This window comes from Actinoplanes sp. NPDC049265, from assembly GCF_043197135.1.
GTDB lineage: Bacteria > Actinomycetota > Actinomycetes > Mycobacteriales > Micromonosporaceae > Actinoplanes.
Genome location: NZ_JBICSP010000006.1, coordinates 370019 through 391158, shown reverse-complemented (window position 1 = coordinate 391158; position 21140 = coordinate 370019). Strand labels below are relative to the sequence as shown.

The following is a 21140-nucleotide window of genomic DNA, read 5'->3' as shown; positions in this document are numbered from 1 at the left end:
ACGGCCAACTTGAGGTAGTGCCAGCTGTACCGGGGTTGGGCAGCCCAGGGGATCGTCGGGAAACGTCCTGCTGCATAGATTTCAGGGCATGACGAACAACGACTTCCGCCCCGTCCTCTGGACCGCCCTCGTGGTCCTGGCCATCGCCAACGCCGCCACCTCGGTTGCCGGGCTCACCCTGGTCAGCGTCGCGCTCGGCGTGCTGACCCTCGGCGTCGCCGCCGGGCTGGTCATGCAATACCGCCGCCACCGCCGCACCACCGCCTGATGCACGTCGGCGCCTCATCCAACGGCCGGGACGGGAGGTCATCGACCTCTGTCAGTCCCGGTCCAATTCTCTGTATTCGCAGGCCGTGATTTCGTGACACCGCAACGGAATACAAGCGGCATCTCGGCCCGACGCAACATTGTGGACTTCCGTGCTGAGACACAATGGACGACGCGATGGTCACGGTATCGCGGTATGCCGTGAGGAGAAAGACCGTTCTGTCGGGCCGGCGAGGTCCCGCAAGTACACGCGAGGACGCATCAGAGGTGCTATAACCACGCGCGATGGCACACCCTCGGGATGGGGGCGGCCGGGACACGCGCGGCCGAGGGGGCCGGATCCGTGCTCATTTTCTGAGTGACCGAACGTGAGAGTCGCGCTCAGCGGGAGGGCGCGGAGAATTTTTCGGGCGAATCGCCGGGTAAAAAAATCCGATCCGACACATGTGCAATGCAATTATGTGCTGGCATGGTCGACGGAAATAACCCATATCGCCCGGGTTCCCAACGCCGTTTCGCTCGCGGGGCGGCAAAGGCAACAATGGGATTCGCGTGAGTGCTCCGGGCCGAGTACGGAGGCCGAACTGTCCCGTCCGTCCACGCGTCGTGCGTTGACCGCCGGCGCCATTGTGCTGGCCGTTATCGCGCCGGTTGTCGAGTCTGCCGACCGGCCCGCCGACGCCGGTGCCAACCCGCCCAGCGTTGCCCCGAGCAACACTGAAACGTCCGGTTTCGACCCCGTCGCCACGCTTTCCCGGCGGGCCGAGCGACTCGGGAAACGCCCTGTCCGGGTGTCCCGGGCCACCCGGCCGCTGAACCGGCGCTCGCCTGTGCGAGTCGCCGCTGTGCGCGTCAAGGTGCAGGAAAAAGAGCAGGTCAAGCGGCATTTGCGGCCAAGGGCCAGGACGGAGAGCGTACGGCATGAGGCTCGTGCCGTGGTTCGCAAGATCCGGCCGCGGCGGGCGAAGGTCCACCGGATCGTCACCCGGTCCAGCATTCGGCCGGGGATGGGCGCGGTCATCGCGTTCGCCCGGGCCCAGATCGGAAAGGGGTATGCGTCCGGAGCCGAAGGGCCGAGCCTCTTCGACTGCTCCGGTTTCACCAAGAGTGCGTACGCCCGGGCCGGCATCAGCCTTCCGCATTCGTCGGGGGCCCAGGCCGCCCGCGCGCGGTCCATTCCACGGTCGGCGGCGCGTCCGGGCGACTTGGTCGTCGGGCCGGGTCACGTCGGCATCTACATGGGTGGCGGCATGATGATCGACGCGGGAAACCGGCGTACCGGAGTGGTGTACCGCAGGCTCTACGCGGGTTTGCACGTCGAACGTCTGTAATGAAAGCATCGAACTTCTCTAATAAAAGCATCGAACGTTTCTAATCAAATAGGTTGCGCTTCCAGCAGCGCGGGGCGTCACAATCCTGGGCATGCTGACCGACCACTGGCCGATCGCCGGCCTGCGCCTGACCACGCCCCGGCTCGAGCTCCGCGTACCGGATCCGGATGATCTCGCGGTTCTCGGCGACGTGGCCGCGGCCGGCGTCCACGACCCGGCGGTCCAGCCGTTCTCGGTGCCGTGGACCGACGCGGAACCGGCTGTGGTCGCGCGGAACACGATCCAGTTCCAGTGGGGTACGTGGGCCCGCTGGTCGCCCGACGACTGGAACCTGCAGTTCGTGGTGGTGGCCGACGGCACGGTCATCGGCACGCAGGCGGTCAGCGCCCGGCAGTTCGCGGTGCTGCGTGAGGTCGCGACCGGTTCGTGGCTGGGCCTCAAGTTCCAGGGCCGGGGGTACGGGACGGAGATGCGCGCCGCCGTGCTCGAGCTCGCCTTCGCCGGGCTGGGTGCCGAGTTCGCCGTCTCGGAGGCGTTCGACCACAACGCGGCGTCGTACGGGGTGTCGAAGCGCCTGGGCTACGTCGACGACGGGGTCGAGCGGCTGGTGGTGCGCGGGCAGGCGACGGTGGGGCGGCGGCTGCGGCTCGACCGGGCCGGCTGGGACGCTGCTCGTGGCGTACCCGTCAAGATCTTGGGGTTGGAACCCTGCCGGGCGATGTTCGGGCTCGGCGATGCCGCTGAGGAAGCGCCCAGCGCCGAAGGGTGACCCCGGATGGGGGGCGGCGCGGTGCTCAGCGGACGAGCGTGGCGTCAGGCGGCGTCAGCATGGCTCGGTGCGGGTGGCGTGGAGCGCGCGGGTTGGCGGTGTGCGCGTTGGGGGCGGCGCGGTGCTCAGCGGACGAGCGTGGCGCCAGGTCGGCGGCGTCAGCATGGCTCGGTGCGGGTGGCGTGGAGCGCGCGGGTCGGCGGTGTGCGCGTGGCGCGGGTCGGCGGGGTGAGCGGAGCGCGGGTCAGCCGACCGCGGGTCAGCGGGGGAGCGTGACGCGGACCGTGGTGCCGATGCCGGGTTCGCTGTGTACGCGGATGGTGCCGTGGTGCGCGTCGATGATCGAACGGACGATGGCCAGGCCGAGGCCGGGGCCCTGCGCGGCCATCTGGTCGGCGGCGGTGCTGCGGTAGAAACGGTCGAACACGTGCGGCAGGTCGTCGGCCGGGATGCCCACGCCGGTGTCGGTGATGATCAGCTCTGGTTCGGGGTCGGCCGTCGCGTCGACGGAGATCTCGCCACCGGCGGCGGTGAACTTGATGGCGTTCACGACCAGGTGGTTGAGGGCGTGGCCGAGGCGCCGGGCGTCGCCGCGGGCCGGCACCGGGCTCTCGGTGCGGTCGCGCAGCTTGACCGCCTTGTGGTCGGCGAGCGGGCGGCAGGCCGACAGCACCTGGTGGGTCACCTCGGCCAGGTCGACCTCGCCGAGATCCATCTGCATGCCCTCCTCGGTGAGCCGGGCGACCAGCAGCAGGTCGTCGATCAGCCGGAGCAGGCGGTCGGAGTTGCGCTGCATGACGGAGAGGAAGCGGCGGGAGGTCTCGGCGTCGAAGTCGTCCTCGAGCAGCATCTCCAGATAGCCGCGGATGGAACTGAGCGGCGTACGCAGCTCATGACTCACCGTGGCCAGGAACGAGTCCTTCATCCGGTCGAGGTGGCGCAGACGGTCGGAGATCGCCCCGGCGTGCCGGGCGTATCGCCGCAGCTCGAGCTGCACCGAAGCGTGGCGGGCGAGGCTGCGCAGGGCCCGCCGCTGGGCTCCGGTGAGCTCCCGGGGCACGTGGTCGACGACACACACCGTGCCGACCGAGTGCGTTCCGTCGAGCACCACCGGCGCGCCGGCGTAGAAGCGTATGCCGTCGTCGGCGAGCACCATGGGGTTGTCCGCGAACCGGTGGTCCTGCGCGGCGTCGGGGATCTCGAACAGTTCGTGGCCGTGGATCGCGTGCGCGCAGAAGGACATGTCGCGGTGCGTCTGCTCGATATCCAGGCCGATCTTGGCCTTGAACCACTGCCGGTCGGTGTCGACCAGGCTGACCAGGCCCATCGGGGTGCCGCAGATCTCGGAGGCGAGCAGCGCGATGTCGTCGAAGTCTTCCTCCGGCGCGGTGTCGAGAACCTGGGCGTCGTGGAGCGCTGCCAGCCGGGCCGGCTCGTCCTCGGGCAGAGGTGCTCTCACGATTCGATGCTCTCACCCGGTTCGCGGCATCCGGGCGGGTTCGGCCGACGACCGGATCGCGGCCCCGGTGGCGAGGGCGGCGGTGAGCGGGTGCCGGCAGCAGTCGGCGCCCGTCCCCGCGAGGGGCCGAGCGCCAGCTGCTCTATCACCACCGGGCACGGGGATCTTCGCCGTTCGCACCCGGTCGGATGTCTGACAGTAGTGTCGCCCGGTGGGGCCGGTGTGGCGCGCACCACCTGTGCGTCTTCGAGGTGATGGCACAAAAACGCCCAGGGCCCTGAAGGGGCCCCGGGCGCTCGTGAGGAACTCGGGTCAGCGCGGGGTACGCGCGACCACGAAGACCGACTGGCCGAACGGCGGCTTCATGACGCTCTCGGCCGCCTTGGTCACCGGCAGCACCAGGCTGTCGTAGAACTTGATCATCGGCCCCTCCTTGGGGGCCAGCTTGAAGATGCTCGTCGCACCGTAGTAGCTGATCAGGCCGAGCGCGTTCGCGTAGTGCAGCTTCTCGATCTCGAGGCCGGCCTCGGTCATCGCGGCGCGCATCGTCTTCTTGGTGTAGCGCCGGATGTGGCCGGTGGCGATGTCCACCTGGCTCATCGCGAACATGAAGGCCGGCACGATCAGGATGATCCGGCCGCCAGGGCGAACCAGTTCGCCCATGCTGCGCAGGGCGCCGACGTGGTCCTCGATGTGCTCCAGCACGTTGTAGGAGACAGCGGCGCTGTATTCGCCGTTGGCCTCCGGGCTGGGGAGCAGCATCTGCCGCACGTCGATGTTCGGGTGGTCGGCCAGGCGCTCCTTGAGCTGGACGAGCCGATCGGGGTCCGCCTCGGTGGCGGTGAACCGCGGAAGGTGCTCCGACCACTCCAGTGCGTAGTCGCCGAGGCCGCTGCCGATCTCGATCGGGTTGTCGCCCAGATACGGAAGAGCCAGCTCGACGAACCACCGGCGGTGGTTCACGGCCATCGCGAGGCCCTCGAGGACCTCGGACTGGATCCGCTGGTCTCCGGTGATGTCTGCCATAAGTAAGGTTCCCTCGTCTTGCCTATCCGAGCTGACAGCGGGACTGACCGAGTTAACCATCCGGCGTCCAGAGACGAAAGTTGAGCGGGGGAGCCCCACTCATTTTTTGCCTGATTGAGACATTGCTCGGCGGGTACACGGTGACGTTGGCTGCTTTGTACATATCGGCTCGATCACGCATCGGCCGCCCGACACTGCAACGTTACCAACCTCGGTTAGGGTGGCCGATGCTATGACGATTACGGGTATTGACTCGAGCGGTCAGTCAGCCGGCGGGAGTGCCATGCGGCCCCGCGATGTCGCCGAGCCCGGCGACCTCGACGCGGAGCTCCGGACTCTCGACACCGATGTGACCAGTCCGACGCTCGCGGTCATACCCGCAGCTAGGCCCGAGGTCGAGCCGGCCACGCGGCCGCGCTTCTGGCTCTCTCTCACCTGGCGGGACGCGGTCGCCATATGCAGTTTCGTTGCGGTAGCGCTCTTCATCACGCTGCCGTTGTGGCTCAATCTTGATCATCAGTTGCGCGATGATCCACAAGATCAAGCCTTCTTCGAGATGATGCTGGCGCACGGTGCTCGCATCGTTACTGATGGCGCTTATCCGTTCTTCTCCGATCGCATGAATTACCCCGACGGGGTGAACATGATGGCCAACACCTCGGTGTTGGCCGTTTCGCTGCCGATGACGCCGATCACTCTTCTGTTCGGCACCCATGTGGCGTTCAACCTTTTTCTTACGCTCGCGTTGGCAGTTACCGGCATCTCGTGGTACCTGGTGCTTTCCCGGGTCTTCGTGACCTCGCGGCTGGCCGCGTGGGTCGGCGCGCTGTTCTGCACCTTCGCGCCGAGCATGGTGTCGCACGCCGGCGGCCACCCCAACATCGTGTCGCAGTTCCTGGTGCCGCTGATCATCTGGCGTTGCCTGGCCCTGCGGACGCCGGGCCGGGCCGTACGCAACGGGTTGATCCTGGCCGGCCTGCTGGTCTGGCAGGCGTTCATCAACCTCGAGATCCTCTTCATGACCGCGGTCGGCCTCGGCATCTTCTGCACGGCGATGGCCATCTCGCGGCGGCACACCCACCGCGGCGAGGTGCTGACCTTCCTGCGCGGGCTCGGCATCACGGCGGTCGTCACGCTCGGTGTGCTGGCGTACCCGCTGGCCGTGCAGTTCTTCGGGCCGCAGAGCTACCACGGCCTGCCGCAGTTCGTCCGCAACTTCGGTGCCGACCTCGGGTCCTTCACCGCATACTCGGCCCGGTCGGTGGCCGGCAACGAGCTGACCGCCGAGCGGCTGGCCCAGAACCCGGCCGAGCAGAACGCGTTCTTCGGCTGGGGCCTGGTCATCCTCTTCCTCGGCCTGATGGTCTGGCTGCGGCGCAGCGTCGCGGTGGTCGCCCTGGGCGGCATCGCGCTGCTGTTCGCGGCCATGTCGCTCGGCCCGCGGATCTTCCTGAACGGCATCAACACCGGCGTCCCGGGCATCTGGGCGGTCCTGCACAGCGTCCCGGTGCTCAACTCGGCCGTGCCGACCCGCTGGGCCATGGCGATCGCCCCGGTGGTCGGCATCGTGCTGGCGATCGGCTGCCAGAAGGCGATCGACCTGGTCCGCAGCCAGCCGTCGGCGCGTGGCCCGGTCAGGGTGGCGATGATCACCTCGGTCGCGATGGCCCTGGTCCCGCTGGTGCCGACCCCAGTGCGCAGCGCCCCGATGACCCCGGTCCCCGACTTTGTCACCGCGGGCACCTGGAAGCAGTTCGTGGACGACGACCACACCGTGGTCACGCTCCCGCTGCCCGACTCCGGTTACCCCGAGCCGCTGCGCTGGACGGCGTACACCGGTCTGGACATGCGGATCGCCGGCACGTACGCGTTGCTGCCCAACCAGAACCCGCTGGACCCGACCGACCGCACCGCGCTGTTCTCGCCGCCGTGGCGGCCGACCAGTGGCCTGATGGCCTCGATCCAGCAGGGCAACCCGACCCCCGAGATCACCGACACCCGGCGCGAGATGACCCTGGCCGACCTCCGCTACTGGAAGGCGGGCGTGATCGTCCTGCAGCCGCAGACGCGGGATGTCGAGATGCTGCGGGCGATGACCGACCTGCTCGGCTTCGAGCCGACCTGGCAGGGCGGCGTCTGGACCTGGAACGTACGCAACCTGGTCGACGACCCGAACGCGGTGCTGACCGGCCCGGTCATCGACTGACCGCGCACGGAGGGCCGGCGCCGGCGACTGACCGCGCGCGGAAGCCCGCGTCGGTGGCTGATCGGGCGCCGAGGGTCGGGCTGCGTCAGCGACTGACTGGGCGGCGCGCGGACGACTTCACGCGATACATCGCCGCGTCGGCCTCGCGCAGCAGGTGGTCGGGGTCGGACGCGCCCGGCATGGACAGCGCCACCCCGATGCTCACGCCGACCCGCACCTCCCGGCCGTCGATCAGGAACGGCTCGGTCAGCACGGCGTCGATCGCGGAGCTCACCGCCTGTGGGCCGTCCGGCACGGTCACCCCGTCGAGGAGTACGACGAACTCGTCGCCGCCCAGCCGCGCCACCGTGTCCGACTCCCGGAGCAGCCCGGTCAGCCGCGCGGCCACCTCGACGAGCAGCGCGTCGCCGGCCGCGTGCCCGAGCGAGTCGTTGACCGCCTTGAACCCGTCCAGGTCGAGCAGCAGCACCGCGAACCGGTGGCTCGGCTGCCGTGACACCCGCAGCCCGGCCTGCCGCAGCCGGTCGGCCAGCAGCACCCGGTTGGGCAGACCGGTCAGGTAGTCGTGCAGGGCGGCGCTGCGCAGCTGTTCCTCCTGGTCACGCAACGCCTGGACCATCGTCACGTGGTCGAGCGCGGCGGCCAGCAGCGAGCCCGAGTGGTTCATCATCTCGCGGCCGGGCGGGGTGCTGGCCTGGATCCGGCCGACCGCGGCGAGCAGCCCCCAGTCGTGGGCCTCGCTCTTCACCGGCACCACGAAGACGATGTCCCCGGTCGGGCCATCGGCCAGGTCGAACAGGCTCCGCGGCGGGAACTGGGCGACCGGAATCGAGGTGCCCACCGCGGTGGTCGAGCCGCCCGGCCAGAACTCGCCGACGACGTCCAGGTCGGCGGCGCCCGACCACAGGCCGAGCACGCCGCCGACCGCCGGCGTGCGGTCGAGCCAGCTGAGCGACCGGGGATCCCGCTCGCCGTGGGCGCCGAGCAGTTCGATGCTCAGCTCGTACTGGATGTTGAGGGTGGCCTGCAGGTATTGGATGTCGCCGAAGAGCTCCCGGGTGTGCGGCTCAGAGACCGGCAGCCCGTCGCTGGGGCAGCCGCAGGAGTCGCGCCGCACGAAGACGGTCGGCACCCCGCGCACCTGACGCCGGCTCAGCGCCGGGTCGTCGGCCAGGTCGCGGGCGAGCGCGTGGGCGGCCGCGCCGACCTGGTCCAGCGGCTGGCGGACGGTCGACAGCGACGGATGGAGGTACATGCCGTCCGGGATGTCGTCGAAGCCGATCACGGCCAGGTCGCGCGGGAGCTCGTACCCGGCCGCCCGCAGCCGCCGGTCCACCCCGATCGCGTTCCGGTCGGTGCCCAGCGCGATCGCGGTGGCCGGCATCCCCGCCCGGATCAGCCATCCGGCCACGTCCTCGCCGCCGGTCTCGTGGTTGTCCGGCAGGTCGAAGAGCAGGTCGGCGCCGGGGATGATGCCGTGCGCGAGCAGCGCCTCGCGGTAGCCCTCGTGGCGTTCGCGGACGTCGAAGTGGTTCAGGTTGCCGGCGAAGGCGATCCGCTCATGGCCGTGGGTGATCAGGTGGGTGACGGCTTCGCGTACGCCGGACCGGTTGTCGGCCACCACGGACGAGCAGTCGCCGTCGATCTCGTGGCCGATCAGCACCACCGGCTTACCCGCCCGCCCGGCGGTCAGCGCGTACTCGGAGTCGACCGCCCCGGGCAGGATGATCAACCCGGAGACGTGGTCCCAGGCGACCGGCCGGTGGAAGTCGGGCAGGCCGCTGTGGTCGGCGCTGTGCGAGCCGGGGTCGAGCGTCTGGATGGCGATCACCGAGTCGCCACGGGCGGCGGCGGCTGCGTTCACCCCGGCGATGATCGCACCGTAATAGTCGCCGCCCACGAACGGGGAGAGGATCGCGAACGTACGCTCGGTCATGCGTGCGCCACTCCTCGTCCGGTTGTCCGCGATTGCGTGCATCCGGCCCCGCTGACCGGTTTGGTATCGGCTCTCCCCTTACGTTTCGTCAGAGATTCGGCCGAGATAAGGGATCCGGCGCGCAAATAGTGCACCGAAGGGTGACACAAAGTCCGAAGTGGAGCACGCTGCGTGTCGGAGGGGGTGCCGACAATGCGGCGAATCGGAGCGGTTGGCGTGCTGGCAGGCGTACTCATCGGGGGGTCTGCCTGTGGGGCCGACGAACCCGCGGCCCCGGCACCACCCTCAGCCCACCAGCACACCGGGTCGGCCGCGCCGGCGGCGCCGTTGCGCACTGGCGAGCGCTTCGTCGACGTGGCCATGCCGGCCGCCTACACCCCGGCCGCGCCGCACGGAGGCACCGACGACTACCGGTGCTTCCTGGTCGACCCCGGCATCACCGGGACGTCGTTCCTGACCGGGAGCCAGTTCCTGCCGCAGAACGCCACGGTCGTCCACCACGCGATCTTCTTCCGGATCACGCCGGACCAGGCCGCCGAGGCCCAGCGGACCGACGCGGGCACGCCCGGCCAGGGCTGGACCTGCTTCGGGAACGCGGGCATCGCCGACACCGCGGCCTGGGTGGCCTCGTGGGCGCCGGGCGCGGACGAGACGCTGCTGCGGCCGGACATCGGCTACCCGATGGCGCCCGGCAGCAAGCTGGTCATGCAGGTGCACTACAACCTGCTGGCGGCCAAGCCGGGCGACACCGACCGCTCGGGCATCCGGCTGAGGCTCACCGACCAGCCCGGCCTCACGCCGCTGGACACCTTCCTGATGCCGGCGCCGGTCGAGCTGGCTTGCGGGCCGAACGAGGAGGGGCCGCTCTGCGACCGGGCCGCGGCGGTACGCGACGTGGCCGCACGCTTCGGCGACGGTGCCCTGGGCGCGGTGACCGGCCTCAACCGGCGGTGCAACGGCGGTCGCCGGCCGGTCGCGTCGACCAGGACCCAGTGCGACTATCCGGTACGGCAGGCCGCCACCATTTATGCGCTGGGCGGGCACATGCACCTGCTCGGCCGGTCGGTCAAGGTCGAGCTCAACCCCGGGAAAGCGGGCGCCACGACGCTGCTCGACGTGCCGTCCTATAACTTCGACGAGCAGGGCATCACGCCGCTGACCGAGCCGGCCCGGGTCAAGCCCGGCGACACCCTGCGGGTCACCTGCACGCACGACGTCGGCCTGCGCCACCAGCTGCCGCAACTGCGCGACCAGCCGCCGCGGTATGTGGTGTGGGGCGAGGGAACCAGCGACGAGATGTGCCTGGGCGTCGTCGTGCTGTCGACGGCAACGGCTTGATGCAGCAGCCCTTGCGGACCTTGGGCTACGGCTTGATGCAGCAGCCCTTGCGGACCTTGGGCTACGGCTTGATGCAGCAGCCCTTGCAGACCTTGGGCTGCGGCAGGGTGAAGGCCAGGCAGCAGGTCCGCCGCTGCACGTCGAGCCGGCCGCCGGCATCGGCCACCAGCTCGACCAGGTCGTCCACGCCCAAGGTGGTGAGCAGGGCGTTGATCGTTTCGGTGGACGGGCCGGGCAGCACGTCGGCCGAGCGGAGCACCGCGTAGGCGACGCCCGAGGCGAGCGAGCCGAGCAGCGTACGCCGGCCGAGCCGCACCCGGTCGTGGATGGCGTCCAGCAGCGGCGTCAGGTGCCGGTCGAGCAGCGACGCGCGGAACTCCTCGCGCAGCGCCGCCTCGGTCGGCACCACCCGCACCTGCGGCAGGCCGCTCAGCGCCAGCGGGTCACTGGGCAGCACGGCTACCGGGATGTCGGCCCGCAGGCCGAGGGTGACCAGCGGGCGCGGGTCGTCGAAGTGCATCAGGACGTCGTGCGCGGACAGCAGCGGCACCCGCCGGGCCGAGGCATACCCGAGGACCGCCGGAAGAGCGAGCCAATAGGTGTACGCCTTCCAGGCCAGCGCCGCGGCCGCGTGCGGCTGGGCGTTCCACCGGCGGCGGGACGAGTCGAGCAGCGCGTCAAGGCTGTGGCCCCGCAGCTCGGCGGTCGGCCGCCAGCCGGACGGGTCGGTGACCAGCAGGTCGGGGGCGAGGCCGGGCAGCTGGGTGCTCGTGCCGAACATCGCCCGGAGGGTGTCCGTGATGGGTGCCAGTGGCTGCGACATCGCCAGCGCTGCCGTCACTCGTTCCGCACCCCCTTCGGTCGGTGCCAACCGTACCTTGTTAAGGCTAACCTAACCACGGGTCGGGCGGTCCTGGTACACCGGCCCCCATCAGGTGTTATTCCTCCGAATACCCGAAGCGATGGTGTCCTGACGGACGGTTGCCGCGTTGCCGGATTCGTCAAGGTATCTGTCGGCAACGCGCTACTAGCCCCTTGTTGACACCAGGAGCCAGCGACACTGAACTTCCCGTCGCGAAGGGGGCATTCGTGATGACCACCTCGCCCGTCGAGCGGGCCGCCGACCAGTTCGTCACGGCGCTTGCCCAGTGGCGTGCCGAGCGAGGAATGACGAAGAAGCAACTCGCCGCACGCATGGGTTTCGATCCCTCGTACGTCAGTCATGTCGAGGGACGCCGGCACAAGCCCACCGAGGACTTCGCCCGGCGCGCCGAGGCCGTTCTCTCCGCGGGCGGTGCGATCTGGCAGAGATTCCAGGAGTACGACGAACTCCGGCACGCCCGGGGCGCGGCGGCACACCGGGACCCGCCGGTGCCGGCGCAGTGGATGCCGCCCGGGACCGGGCTGATCGTGGAGAAGGAGATCGCCGAGCTCCGCTACGTCGACGGGTCCTACCGGTGCCGGATCCACCGGTCGCTCTACAACGCGGGCAACGAGCCGGTCACCCGGTTCCTGATGAAGATCTCGGTCGACCGCTACCCGCACGACCCGACCGGCTCCAACCGGCACCACCGGCAGCACCCGCTGACCTGGGAGGAGCTGGACATCGAGGCGAACTCGGGCGAGGGCGAGGCCGCCGAGCCGATGCAGCAGCGACTCAAACTGGACCGGGACGCCTCCAAGGAGGTCTGGCTTCTGTTCGGAAACGAGCACGGCCAGTTTCCCCTCTATCCCGGCGAGCGAACCACGATCTCGTACGCGTACACCGTCGGCGAGGAGAAGTGGGGGCAGTGGTTTCAGCGCGCGGTGCGCCTGCCCACCCGGAGCCTCACCGTGCGGCTGGACTTCCCGGTGCACTTCGAGCCGCAGGTGTGGGGCGTCGAGACGTCCATGGCCGCTGAGGTACCCGTACGGACGCCGCTCGAACGTCACAACGACGACGATCGGGCCATCTTCGAGTGGTCCACCGACCAGCCGCTGCTCAACGCCCGGTACCGGTTGGAGTGGCGGTTCCGCGGGGCCGGCGCGCCGACCTACGAGGACCTGGCCCCGATCAACGGCCAGGCCGTCGCGCTGACCCACTCCGAGCCGCGGGCCTCGCAGAAGATGCGCGGCGTCGGCATCGTCCAGCGCGGCGCCGACCTGCTGCGGCAGCGATCCCGGCACTTCCAGCTGCCCCGCGAGGAGGAGTCGGCCCGCGAGGCGGTGACCTCACTGCTCACCGCGCTCCAGCGGCTGGAGACGCTGCACGACTTCAGCAAGGGGGTTGGGCTCGCGGCCCCGCAGATCGGCTTGTCGGTGGCCGCGGCGGTGGTCCGGCCGCCGGAGTACGACGTCGAGCCGGTGGTGCTGCTCAACCCGCGGATGGTCGGCGAGTCCGGCGACACCGACGAGCAGTACGAGGGTTGCCTCTCCTTCTTCGACTACCGCGGGCTGGTCGTGCGGCCGCTGCGGATCGAGGTCGAGCACGCGAGATTCGACGGTACGCGGGTGATCACGTCGTTCGAGCTGGCGATGGCGCGGCTGGTCAGCCACGAGATCGACCACCTCGAAGGCAAGTTGTACGTGGATCGGATGGCGCCGGACGCGGCCCTCGTGCCCGTCTCCGAGTATCAGCAGATCGGGCGGCCCTGGGCCTACTAGACCGTGTTACGCGCTCGGCTGGACTGCGAAATAGGGCCTAATTGAATGCGTCGTACTTCACGCGCAGCGCCGGCACCTGGAGCTCGGCCAGCGTCTTCAGGGTCGCCTTGACCATGGCGCCCGAGCCGGAGACGAAGAAGTCGTGCTCGTTCCACGGGCCGTAACGGCCCACCACGTCGGAGATGTTGCCTTGCTCGCCCGGGAAGGACGGGTCCTCGCTGCAGGCGGTGACCACCGACAACCACGGATAGCGGGCCGACAGGCGGTTGAGTTCGGGCAGGTCGTAGAGATCGTCGCGGTTACGGGCGCCGAAGAAGACGTGCACCCAACGGGTTCGGTTGTACCGGGTCAGCTCCTCGAGCATCGACTTGACCGGGGCCAGGCCGGTGCCGCCGGCCACGAAGACCGCGTCGCGGGTGGAGCGGCGGTCCAGGCCCATCGTGCCCATCGGGGCGGCCAGTTTGATCATGTCGCCGGCCTGGAGGCGTCGTACCAGGGCACTGGACACCCAACCGGCGCCGACCGCTCGTACATGGAACTCCAGGGTGTTGTCCCGCCGGGCCGCGTTGGCGACCGAATAGGTCCGCCACAAGCGCGGCTGGGCGCGCGGGTACTCGATGCTGAGGTACTGGCCAGCGCGGAACTCGAGCGGCTGCATGGGGAGAACGGTGAAGACCGCGATGTCCTGGGCGCGGCGCTCGTGGGCGGTGACCTCGGCGTACCAGTACGGCGGGTTGGTGTCCGCCTCGGCGCCGGCCAGCATCTTCGCCGCGATCGCCGCGTACGCGTCGGCCCAGGCCTGGTCGAACTCGATGCTCCACTGCTCGCCGGCGTAGTGCCGCATCGCCTCGATCAGTGCCCCGCCCACCACCTCGTAGTGTTCTGGTTCCACGTGAAACTTTCGATGATCACGACCGAGCGCGCGTAGATATTCATCGAACCGCTCCGGATCCTCCAGCGTCTGCACGGCTGTCACCAGAGCATTGAGTAATCGCGATCGCTGGACGTCCATGTGCATCGGGAAGAGTTCCCGCAGGTGGGGGTGGGCCAGGAAGATCTTGGCGTAGAAGTAGCCGGCCACCTTGTCCTGATGTTCCTCGACGAGGCTCCAACTCTCCTTGAGCAAACGCGCGAGGTCTCCCATGTCAGTCAGGGTGGGCAGCGCACTCGGATCTAAGACGCACCATCAGTGCGATTGGCCACCCTTATCGTTGTGCGGGTGACCAGCGAAGTTGACCGCGCCCGCCGCACCTCGACGGGGATCGAGATCCTTCTCGTCCTGCTGCTGTCCCTCGGCGCGAGCGCCGTCTATGCCGTGGTGTCCCTCATCGCCAAGCTGTCGGCCGGGCCGCTCTCCGCGTCGAAGGCCACGCTGAACCCGTCGCAGTCGCCGCGACCGTACCTGGATCTGACGTACCAGCTGCTCTGGATCTTCTTCGCGCTGGTGCCGGTGCTGCTCGCGCTGTATCTGCTGGATTCGCAGCGCTCTTCGTTGGGCCGGCCGCTGTATCGGCCCGGCTTCGACACGGGCTGGGGCGTGGGTTTGGCCGCGGTGATAGGCGTCCCCGGCCTCTTGCTGGTCTACCTTGCTGCGCAATTGGGGCTGAACGCCCAGATTGTGCCGGCGGCCCTGCAGCCGGTGTGGTGGGCGGTGCCGGTGCTGGTCCTCAAAGCCGTGGAGAACGCGGTGCTCGAGGAGGTGATCGTCGTCGGCTACCTCGTCACCCGGCTGCGCGCCTCGCTCGAGTGGCGCACCGTGTCGATCATCGCCGCCTCGGCCGTCCTGCGCGGCTCGTACCACCTCTACCAGGGCTTCGGCGCCTTCATCGGCAACGCCGTCATGGGCGTGATCTTCGCCCTGTTCTTCCTGCGTTACAGGCGGGTGATGCCCCTGATCGTGGCCCATTCCCTGCTCGACATCGTCGCCTTCGTCGGCTACACCCTGCTGCCGGAGTCCTGGTTGAGCTGGCTTTAGCCCCGGTCGCCCGCCGGTTTCGGCGTCGCCTTCTTTGCTGGCCACGCCTGCCGTCGGCGTCGCCTTCTTTGCTGGCCACGCCTGCCGTCGGCGTCGCCTTCTTTGCTGGCCACGCCTGCCGTCGGCGTCGCCTTCTTCGCTGGCCACATCCCCGCTGCCGGCGCCGCTAACAACGCCGGCGTTGTTTCATTTTCGCTGGCTATGCCCTGCTGTCGGCGTCCTGGCTCAGCCGGCTGTAGAACCGGGTCGCCCGCATGCCCACCGTCCGTACCCCCGAGCGGCTGGTGATGATCGCCGACAGGAGGGTCACCCCCGGAAAGACCCGATTGACCTGCTTGACGATGGCCCAGGCAACGCCCTGCGCAGAGGCCATCCGAGCGAGCCGCCACACGGCATCCGTGAGGTGCGTCTCCTCCTCGTAGGCCGGCTGCTCGGCGGTGGTCAGCGCGGCCTCCGCGTCCTCCGGGGTCGCGTGCACCTGCGTAAGAACGAGCAGGTCAACGGCACGCCGGCGGTCGGTCGGATCAACCTGGTGAGCAGCCGCCACATGCAGAACCAGTTCGGCATAGGTCAGGGCGTTGCTGCTCAGCAGAGCAATAGGCGCATACGAGCCGGCCGCCGCGGCAAAGACACTGCCCACACCGCCGAAGCGAATGAACTGCCGCTCGGCCAGGCGAGCCAGACTGGCGTCGGTCGCGTGCGGGTAGCGCTCGCGCATCCGACGGGCCCAGTCCGCGGCGCGCGGGCCAATACTCTGCACGGCGGCGAGCGCCAGAAGCTCCGGGGCGTGACCCGGGTTGGCGACCAGCTGGGCCCAGGGCTCGGTGCGTCTGGTTGCGGTTTTCTCAGCCGGTACGGCCAGAGCAGCGCTCACGTCCCCACCCTGGACCGTGGCAGCCACCGCCCCCACCTCGTTCGTCACGTCGGCCGTTGTCTCGGGCCCGGCCGTTGTCTCTGGTTCGGCCGTTGTCTCGGGCGGGGCCGTTGTTACCGGCTCGGCCTTCTTCTCGGGCTCGGTTGGCGGGGAGGCCTTGGCGACGGTTGGCTCGGTGACCTGCGGCTGGGCCGGGATGCCGGTCGGGTGGGCCGGTGGCCGAGCCTCCTTCGTCGCTTTGGCGACCTTTGCCGGCGCCGCGGTTGCCTTCGTCGGGGCGTTCGCCGCCTTCTTGGCCACGCTGATCCCCTTCCTCGGGGCGGTGGCCTTCTTGGCCGGCGCAACGGGGGTCGACTCGCGCGTGGTGCCGGCCGTCGCCGGGTCGGCAGTTTGGGCCGGCATGTCCGGCGAGGCGGTTCGGGACGGCGTTTGTCCGGTGATGGGCCGAGCCGGTGCTTGTGCCGGGGCGGTCTCAGCTTGAGTGGCGGCCGGGAAAGGCTGCTTGGCCGGCGGAGTAGTCGTGGCCGTCGGGGTCGTCGTGCCCCGCGGGGTGGTCTTGGCGGGCGTGGCGGCCTTTGACCGGCGCTGGGCGGGAGGCGTTGTGGTGCCGGGCTGGTCGGCCGTGGAGCTGGGCTGGTCGGCCGTGGTGGCGGTGGGCGTGGCGGGGGTCGGGGGCCGCGTGGCTTTGCGGGGCGTGGACTTGCGGCGCCCAGCTGAAGGCGGCTGTTGGGCTGGGTTGCGAGCAGGTGCTGTGCCCGTACCTCCATCTGCCGTTTTCCTGGCGCGCCGAGCGCGACCCGCCGCCGAACCTTCGCCCCGCGCCGGCTCCGCGCGATTTGAACCCTCGCTCCGTGCCGCCTCCGCGCGATCCGGCCGCTCGTCCCGCGCCGGCTCCCCGCGCTCTGAATCCTCGCTCCGCGCCGGCTCCGCGCGGCCCGGCCGCTTGCCCTGCGTCGGCTCCGCTCGATCCCTGGCCGCCGAACCCATCTCGCTCTGGGCGCCCTCTCCGCGTGCCGCCTCCGTGGGCGCCGCAGTTCGTTCCGCGCCTCGCTGCGGGTCGGATTCCGCGTGCTGGGGCGGCGTGCCGGCGGCCTTCGACCGACGTGGGCGCTCGGTCGGCTCGGCGGCCGGCGGCTGGAACGTGACCTGCGGAGGAGCAGCCTTCCGCCGGCGACCCGACGGCGGCTGGTCGACAGCGCTGAACTCAGCGTCAGCCGAGCGTTTGCGGGGCTCCTTCTCCTCCATCCGCGTGAGCCTAATCGCACCCAGCGATTTCCACCCGCTACGAACCGCCCCCGCCACCACCCATACCTCTTTGCCCGGCGCCAAGGGGGTCCGGTATCCTCGTCGTTCGACGGTTGAGTGCCGTCGGGGAGACTTCGCCTAGTCTGGTCTATGGCGCCGCACTGCTAATGCGGTTGGGGTCTTAAAGCCCCTCCCGGGTTCGAATCCCGGAGTCTCCGCCACCCACCCCTCACGCCGGTGAGCTGCCCAAACTCGCAGCCGCCGGCGTTTGTGCTTCCCGCCCAGACCGACCTGTCCCCCAGCGCAGGAGCCCGCCCGAGGGGTGGCAGCGGTGGGCGTGCTAACGTAGTTTCCTGGCTGGGCACGCGACAGCCACGCAAGACTGCGCCCGTAGCTCAATGGATAGAGCATCTGACTACGGATCAGAAGGTTAGGGGTTCGAGTCCCTTCGGGCGCGCGACGAGAAACATCGTTTGACCTGCATGAACCTGGAACCCGGGCCGCCGGGGCCAGGTTCTTTTTGGTATGTGGGTCAGCTGTGGGTCACGTCTTTGCCCCACATCTAGGGCTGCCTGAAGCAGGGTTGACCTGGGTTTATTGGGTCAATAGCACCGGGTTCGCAAAAGGATGACGCGAATCCGGCTGTTCGCGTGTCTGAATTGCCTATTGGATGATCAAGGCTGCCGGGCGAGTTACCTATCGTGTTGCGGTGCGTGGTGGCAGCTGTGGGTCAGGCGAAGGAGGCCGGTTTGGTGTACCGGCGGTGTGCCTGTCGGTGTGAGCAGTCAGGACGTCAGCTCGGTTCGCGTTGCGGCCGGTTGCCCGCTGAGGGCCACGGCAGCTGGTACTTCTCAGTACAGATGCCCGGGCCGGACGATCGACGGATCCGGGTGCGTCGCGGCGGCCACCCCAGCAGGGCTGACGCTGAACGCGCCTGCTGGGAATTTCGCCAGAAGCCAGGGCATGAAGCGGCCGGGATGTGGACGCTTCGACGGTGGCTGGAGTTCTGGCTGTCTACGCAAGAGAATCGTCTCCGCCCGTCGACGATGGTCGGCTATCGAAGCGTCGTCTACGACCACTTGATCCCGACGCTTGGTCATCACACGATGCGCAAGCTTCGCGCAAAGGACGCACAGCGGGCGATGGACAGAATCTCCCGCGGCCATGTTCGCGGTGGCCGACTGATCTCCCCAAGCAGCCTGAACGGAATCCGGGCCGTGCTGCGTACCGCGCTCTCCGAGGCTCGCCGTCAAGGGGTCATCGACCTCAACCCTGCTCGAGGGTTGAAGCTTCCGTCCGGGGCGAAGCCGCGGGCTGTGGTGTGGGACGACTCGTACGTGAAGGCGTGGCAGAACACGGGGGTCCGTCCCCGCGTGGCGGTCTGGGATCTCCACCATGTCGGGCAGTTCCTCAGCTCCGTGCAGAACGACAGGTTCTTCTCGTTGTGGTGGCTGGTGGCGCTGCGGGGTTTGCGTCGGGGCGAGATCGCAGGCCTGCGGTGGGAGGACATCGATCTGGCAGGCGGAGAGCTCACCGTTCGGGAGCAGATCGTGGTCGTTCGCGGTGCGGACTGGGTGGGACCGCCGAAGTCAGCGGCGGGTGTCCGCACGATGTCGCTCGACAGGTTCAGCGTGGAGCTGCTGTCGGCATTGTGGCGCGACCAGCGGCGTCGGTTGGGCTGGGTCGACCCGAATGAGAGGGTCTTTGTCCACGCTGACGGCAAGCCGGTGCGACCCGACTGGTTGACACGCCGGTTCAGGAAGCTGGCGGACAGCGAAGGCCTGCCGCCGGTGCGATTGCACGACCTGCGCCACGGCGCGGCCGGCGTCGAGGCGGCCGCCGGTATGGATCTGAAGCAGATTCAGGAGGACATGGGCCACTCCACGGCCTGGACCACGATCGACACGTACAGCTGCATCTTCAAGTCGATGGCTGCGGTCGCGGTTCAGAAGTCGGCGGATTTGCTGATGAGCCACGTGAAGCTGCGCTGGGCGCTATCCGGTGCCTACCAGGCATGACTCGCTGCTGACGGCGGCTTGGCGGAGCAGCTCGTCACTGCTGGCTGGGGTACGACCGACCTGCCCACGAGTACGCCTATCGCCGGTCGGTCTGGTCGAGGTAGGCGACGACATCGGCATACCGGACCCTGCGCAGCCGGCCGATCATGATGCTGGTCAGCCCGCCGCTCTTGATCAGGTCGTAGACCGTGGTGCGGCCGACTCTCAGCAGGTCGGCGGTCTCCTCGACGGTGAGCACGACAGCTTCAGTGGGCGGAGGATCGACCGGATCCCGGTTGTACGAAGGTTCCGGCTCGATCGGGCGAGCCAGCAGCGCGGCGATCCGCAGCCGCTGGTCCAGCGTGAGGAATGCCGCATTCTCGGCGAGCAGCCGTATCGCCCGGTCGACGGCATCGCTACTCACCGAGTACATCAAGATCACCCTGCCCTCTGCGGTCAGGCCAAAAGGGGCTGATGTGTGCCGGCCTGGTCAGCGTTACAGGCGGCTCAGCGTAGCGCCGCGTCGGTACGGATTATCACGGTCACCTTCGTCTCCGCAGAGTCTCGTACCGTGACCGGGACTTGTGGGTGCGGTGGCGCTGGCTACGTGGTGGCGTGGCGATGGTCGTTGGGGCTGCTGGTTCGCGGCGAGGTCGTCGTGGCAGCACCATCGTGCGTTTGATGATGGCGAGAGGTGCGCGGATGGTGTGGCCGGCGTCGAGCAGCAGCTGGGCGGTGTCTTCGGCGGCTTGGCGTTGTTTGTCGGGTAAGACTTCGGTGTAGACGTCGGCGGTGAGTGAGACGTTGGAGTGTCCGAGTAGGTCTTGGATGGTTTTGAGGTCGGCGCCGGCGCCGGCGGCGTGGGCGAGGCTGGCCGCTCCGTGGCGCAGGTTTTGTAATCGGACGGGTGGTAGGTCGGCGCGGTTGATGAGCAGGCGGAGGCGTTGGGTGAAGTAGCCGGGGTGGAAGGGTGCGCCGTCGGGGCGGGTGAAGACGTAGCCGCTGTCCAGGTAGGGCTTTGCCGGTGTTGTCGCGGCGTTGGTGGTGTTGGTGTTGTCGGCGGTGGTGCAGGCGTAGGACGGTGTGGTGGTCGAGGGCGACGATGCGGCGGCTGGTCGCGGATTTGGGTGGGCCTTCGTGGATGGTGTAGCCGGCGGTGGTGCGCTGGCGCAGGACGGTGAGTTGGGCGTTGTCGAGGTCGACGTCGTTCCAGCGCAGTCCGGCGGCTTCGCCGCGGCGTAGTCCGCGTAGGGCGATGAGCCACCAGAGGGCGTAGAGGGTGTCGTGGCGTGCCGAGTGTAGGAACGCTGCCAGCTGCTCTGGGGTCCAGACGGCGACGACGGGGTGTTCGCCGGTGGCCCGCCAGGCGGCGACGCGGGGTTCGGTCCAGACCATGGCGTGTGGGCGTTCCCGGGCGGGTAGTTCCACCCGGGCGGCGGGGTTGCTGGTCAACAGGCCTTCGCGGACGGCGGCGTTCAGCGCGGCTCTCAGGGTGGTGTGGGCGTGGTGCAGGGTGCACATCGTGTGGGGCCGGCCGTAGCGGTTGGTGGCTTTGCCGATTTCGGCGAAGGCAGCGGTGAGCTGCCGGGTGTTGAGCTCGGCGAGGGTCAGGGCGCCGATGGTGGGGATCAGGAACCGGTCGGTGTCGTGGGCGTAGTGGGATTTGGTGGTGGGGCGTATCCGGGTGCGGGTGGACAGCCAGTACCGTAGCCATCGGGTGACGGTCCAGTTCTGTCCGGTGCGTTCCTCGCGGGAGAGTTGCAGCAGTTCGTCGCGGGCCTGTGCGGCTGCGTCCGCGGTGGGGAAGCCGCCGCGTCGTATGCGTTCGGTCTGGCCGAGCAGGTTCTGGGTTGAGCAGGCGAAGTACCAGCTGCCGTGGCCGGGTTCGGCCAGTCGTGGGCAGTGCTCGCCCGAGCGTCGCCCGGTGTTGCTGTCGATGCATCCGCAGCGCTTGAAGATTCCGGTGTCTGACATGGTGTTTCCCCGTTCGTTGTCGACGGGGGGTCGGACTGTTGGGGCGTTCACGGTGACCGGTGAACGGCTTGCACGGGAGGTGCAGGACGGCCGAAGCCGC

At 69.0% G+C, this 21140-nt stretch carries 17 protein-coding genes and 2 tRNA genes; 10 read left to right on the top strand and 9 right to left on the bottom strand.

What is annotated here, in order from left to right; all coding sequences use genetic code 11:
* Positions 1-88: 88 nt before the first annotated feature.
* The 3 genes from ACGFIO_RS18485 (at position 89) to ACGFIO_RS18475 (ending at position 2367) form a co-directional block, all read left to right on the top strand.
* Entirely contained in the window at positions 89-268 is a 180-nt protein-coding gene (locus ACGFIO_RS18485; RefSeq protein ID WP_392827446.1) for a hypothetical protein, read from the top strand.
* 610 nt (positions 269-878) lie between these two features.
* Positions 879-1598, top strand: a complete 720-nt coding sequence (locus ACGFIO_RS18480) for a C40 family peptidase (RefSeq protein ID WP_392827445.1) — start codon at positions 879-881, stop codon at positions 1596-1598.
* A 91-nt stretch (positions 1599-1689) separates the two neighbouring features.
* A complete protein-coding gene (locus ACGFIO_RS18475) occupies positions 1690-2367 on the top strand; it encodes a GNAT family N-acetyltransferase (protein WP_392827444.1) in 678 nt (225 codons plus the stop codon).
* 259 nt (positions 2368-2626) lie between these two features.
* Here the strand turns inward: ACGFIO_RS18475 and ACGFIO_RS18470 are convergent, their stop codons facing one another.
* The 3 genes from ACGFIO_RS18470 to ACGFIO_RS18460 form a co-directional block, all read right to left on the bottom strand.
* Positions 2627-3826: an ATP-binding protein gene (locus ACGFIO_RS18470; protein WP_392827443.1), complete on the bottom strand. Its 1200-nt coding sequence runs from the start codon at positions 3824-3826 to the stop codon at positions 2627-2629.
* A 312-nt stretch (positions 3827-4138) separates the two neighbouring features.
* Positions 4139-4852, bottom strand: coding sequence for a class I SAM-dependent methyltransferase (locus tag ACGFIO_RS18465; protein WP_392827442.1), 714 nt, complete (start codon positions 4850-4852; stop codon positions 4139-4141).
* A gap of 265 nt (positions 4853-5117) precedes the next feature.
* Positions 5118-5423 (bottom strand): hypothetical protein, encoded by a 306-nt coding sequence (locus ACGFIO_RS18460; protein ID WP_392827441.1) that lies wholly within the window; start codon positions 5421-5423, stop codon positions 5118-5120.
* A gap of 48 nt (positions 5424-5471) precedes the next feature.
* Here ACGFIO_RS18460 and ACGFIO_RS18455 point away from each other — a divergent pair, with 48 nt between their 5' ends.
* Positions 5472-7058 carry a hypothetical protein gene (locus ACGFIO_RS18455; RefSeq protein WP_392827440.1) on the top strand — a complete coding sequence of 529 codons (1587 nt, stop codon included), beginning with the start codon at positions 5472-5474 and terminating at the stop codon, positions 7056-7058.
* An 85-nt stretch (positions 7059-7143) separates the two neighbouring features.
* Here the strand turns inward: ACGFIO_RS18455 and ACGFIO_RS18450 are convergent, their stop codons facing one another.
* A complete protein-coding gene (locus ACGFIO_RS18450) occupies positions 7144-8994 on the bottom strand; it encodes a diguanylate cyclase domain-containing protein (protein ID WP_392827439.1) in 1851 nt (616 codons plus the stop codon).
* A 327-nt stretch (positions 8995-9321) separates the two neighbouring features.
* Here ACGFIO_RS18450 and ACGFIO_RS18445 point away from each other — a divergent pair, with 327 nt between their 5' ends.
* Positions 9322-10332 carry a monooxygenase gene (locus tag ACGFIO_RS18445; RefSeq protein WP_392827438.1) on the top strand — a complete coding sequence of 337 codons (1011 nt, stop codon included), beginning with the start codon at positions 9322-9324 and terminating at the stop codon, positions 10330-10332.
* Between the two features lie 61 nt (positions 10333-10393).
* Here ACGFIO_RS18445 and ACGFIO_RS18440 read toward each other — a convergent pair whose 3' ends face one another.
* Complete coding sequence (locus ACGFIO_RS18440) at positions 10394-11113, bottom strand: IucA/IucC family C-terminal-domain containing protein (RefSeq protein ID WP_392827437.1); 720 nt, start codon at positions 11111-11113, stop codon at positions 10394-10396.
* Between the two features lie 311 nt (positions 11114-11424).
* Here ACGFIO_RS18440 and ACGFIO_RS18435 point away from each other — a divergent pair, with 311 nt between their 5' ends.
* Positions 11425-12975, top strand: coding sequence for a peptide deformylase (locus tag ACGFIO_RS18435; protein WP_392827436.1), 1551 nt, complete (start codon positions 11425-11427; stop codon positions 12973-12975).
* Between the two features lie 37 nt (positions 12976-13012).
* On the opposite strand, the gene ACGFIO_RS18430 is transcribed toward ACGFIO_RS18435, so the two are convergent.
* Positions 13013-14119 carry a globin domain-containing protein gene (locus ACGFIO_RS18430; RefSeq protein WP_392827435.1) on the bottom strand — a complete coding sequence of 369 codons (1107 nt, stop codon included), beginning with the start codon at positions 14117-14119 and terminating at the stop codon, positions 13013-13015.
* Between the two features lie 75 nt (positions 14120-14194).
* Between ACGFIO_RS18430 and ACGFIO_RS18425 the strand changes: the two genes are divergently transcribed.
* On the top strand, positions 14195-14950 hold the full coding sequence (locus ACGFIO_RS18425) for a CPBP family intramembrane glutamic endopeptidase (RefSeq protein ID WP_392827477.1): 756 nt from the start codon (positions 14195-14197) through the stop codon (positions 14948-14950).
* A gap of 199 nt (positions 14951-15149) precedes the next feature.
* Here the strand turns inward: ACGFIO_RS18425 and ACGFIO_RS18420 are convergent, their stop codons facing one another.
* Complete coding sequence (locus ACGFIO_RS18420; protein ID WP_392827434.1) at positions 15150-16124, bottom strand: hypothetical protein; 975 nt, start codon at positions 16122-16124, stop codon at positions 15150-15152.
* A gap of 1072 nt (positions 16125-17196) precedes the next feature.
* On the opposite strand from ACGFIO_RS18420, the gene ACGFIO_RS18415 reads away from it, so the two are divergent.
* The 3 genes from ACGFIO_RS18415 (at position 17197) to xerC (ending at position 19087) form a co-directional block, all read left to right on the top strand.
* Positions 17197-17290, top strand: a tRNA-Ser gene (locus tag ACGFIO_RS18415).
* A 163-nt stretch (positions 17291-17453) separates the two neighbouring features.
* Positions 17454-17526: transfer RNA gene (locus ACGFIO_RS18410), tRNA-Arg, on the top strand.
* Between the two features lie 520 nt (positions 17527-18046).
* Positions 18047-19087, top strand: a complete 1041-nt coding sequence (gene xerC, locus ACGFIO_RS18405) for a tyrosine recombinase XerC (RefSeq protein WP_392827433.1) — start codon at positions 18047-18049, stop codon at positions 19085-19087.
* Positions 19088-19163: 76 nt separating this feature from the next.
* Here the strand turns inward: xerC and ACGFIO_RS18400 are convergent, their stop codons facing one another.
* A complete protein-coding gene (locus ACGFIO_RS18400; protein WP_392827432.1) occupies positions 19164-19490 on the bottom strand; it encodes a helix-turn-helix domain-containing protein in 327 nt (108 codons plus the stop codon).
* A gap of 118 nt (positions 19491-19608) precedes the next feature.
* Positions 19609-20076 carry a tyrosine-type recombinase/integrase gene (locus tag ACGFIO_RS18395; protein WP_392827476.1) on the bottom strand — a complete coding sequence of 156 codons (468 nt, stop codon included), beginning with the start codon at positions 20074-20076 and terminating at the stop codon, positions 19609-19611.
* Positions 20077-21140: the final 1064 nt, after the last annotated feature.

Excerpts from the sequence above, each read along its gene's own strand:
- ACGFIO_RS18485 (WP_392827446.1), top strand. The coding sequence starts at position 89 with ATGACGAACAACGACTTCCGCCCCGTCCTCTGGACCGCCCTCGTGGTC.
- ACGFIO_RS18475 (WP_392827444.1), top strand. The coding sequence starts at position 1,690 with ATGCTGACCGACCACTGGCCGATCGCCGGCCTGCGCCTGACCACGCCC.
- ACGFIO_RS18465 (WP_392827442.1), bottom strand. The coding sequence starts at position 4,852 with ATGGCAGACATCACCGGAGACCAGCGGATCCAGTCCGAGGTCCTCGAG.
- ACGFIO_RS18455 (WP_392827440.1), top strand. The coding sequence starts at position 5,472 with ATGAATTACCCCGACGGGGTGAACATGATGGCCAACACCTCGGTGTTG.
- ACGFIO_RS18450 (WP_392827439.1), bottom strand. The coding sequence starts at position 8,994 with ATGACCGAGCGTACGTTCGCGATCCTCTCCCCGTTCGTGGGCGGCGAC.
- ACGFIO_RS18440 (WP_392827437.1), bottom strand. The coding sequence starts at position 11,113 with ATGTTCGGCACGAGCACCCAGCTGCCCGGCCTCGCCCCCGACCTGCTG.
- ACGFIO_RS18435 (WP_392827436.1), top strand. The coding sequence starts at position 11,425 with ATGACCACCTCGCCCGTCGAGCGGGCCGCCGACCAGTTCGTCACGGCG.
- ACGFIO_RS18430 (WP_392827435.1), bottom strand. The coding sequence starts at position 14,119 with ATGGGAGACCTCGCGCGTTTGCTCAAGGAGAGTTGGAGCCTCGTCGAG.
- xerC (WP_392827433.1), top strand. The coding sequence starts at position 18,047 with ATGTGGACGCTTCGACGGTGGCTGGAGTTCTGGCTGTCTACGCAAGAG.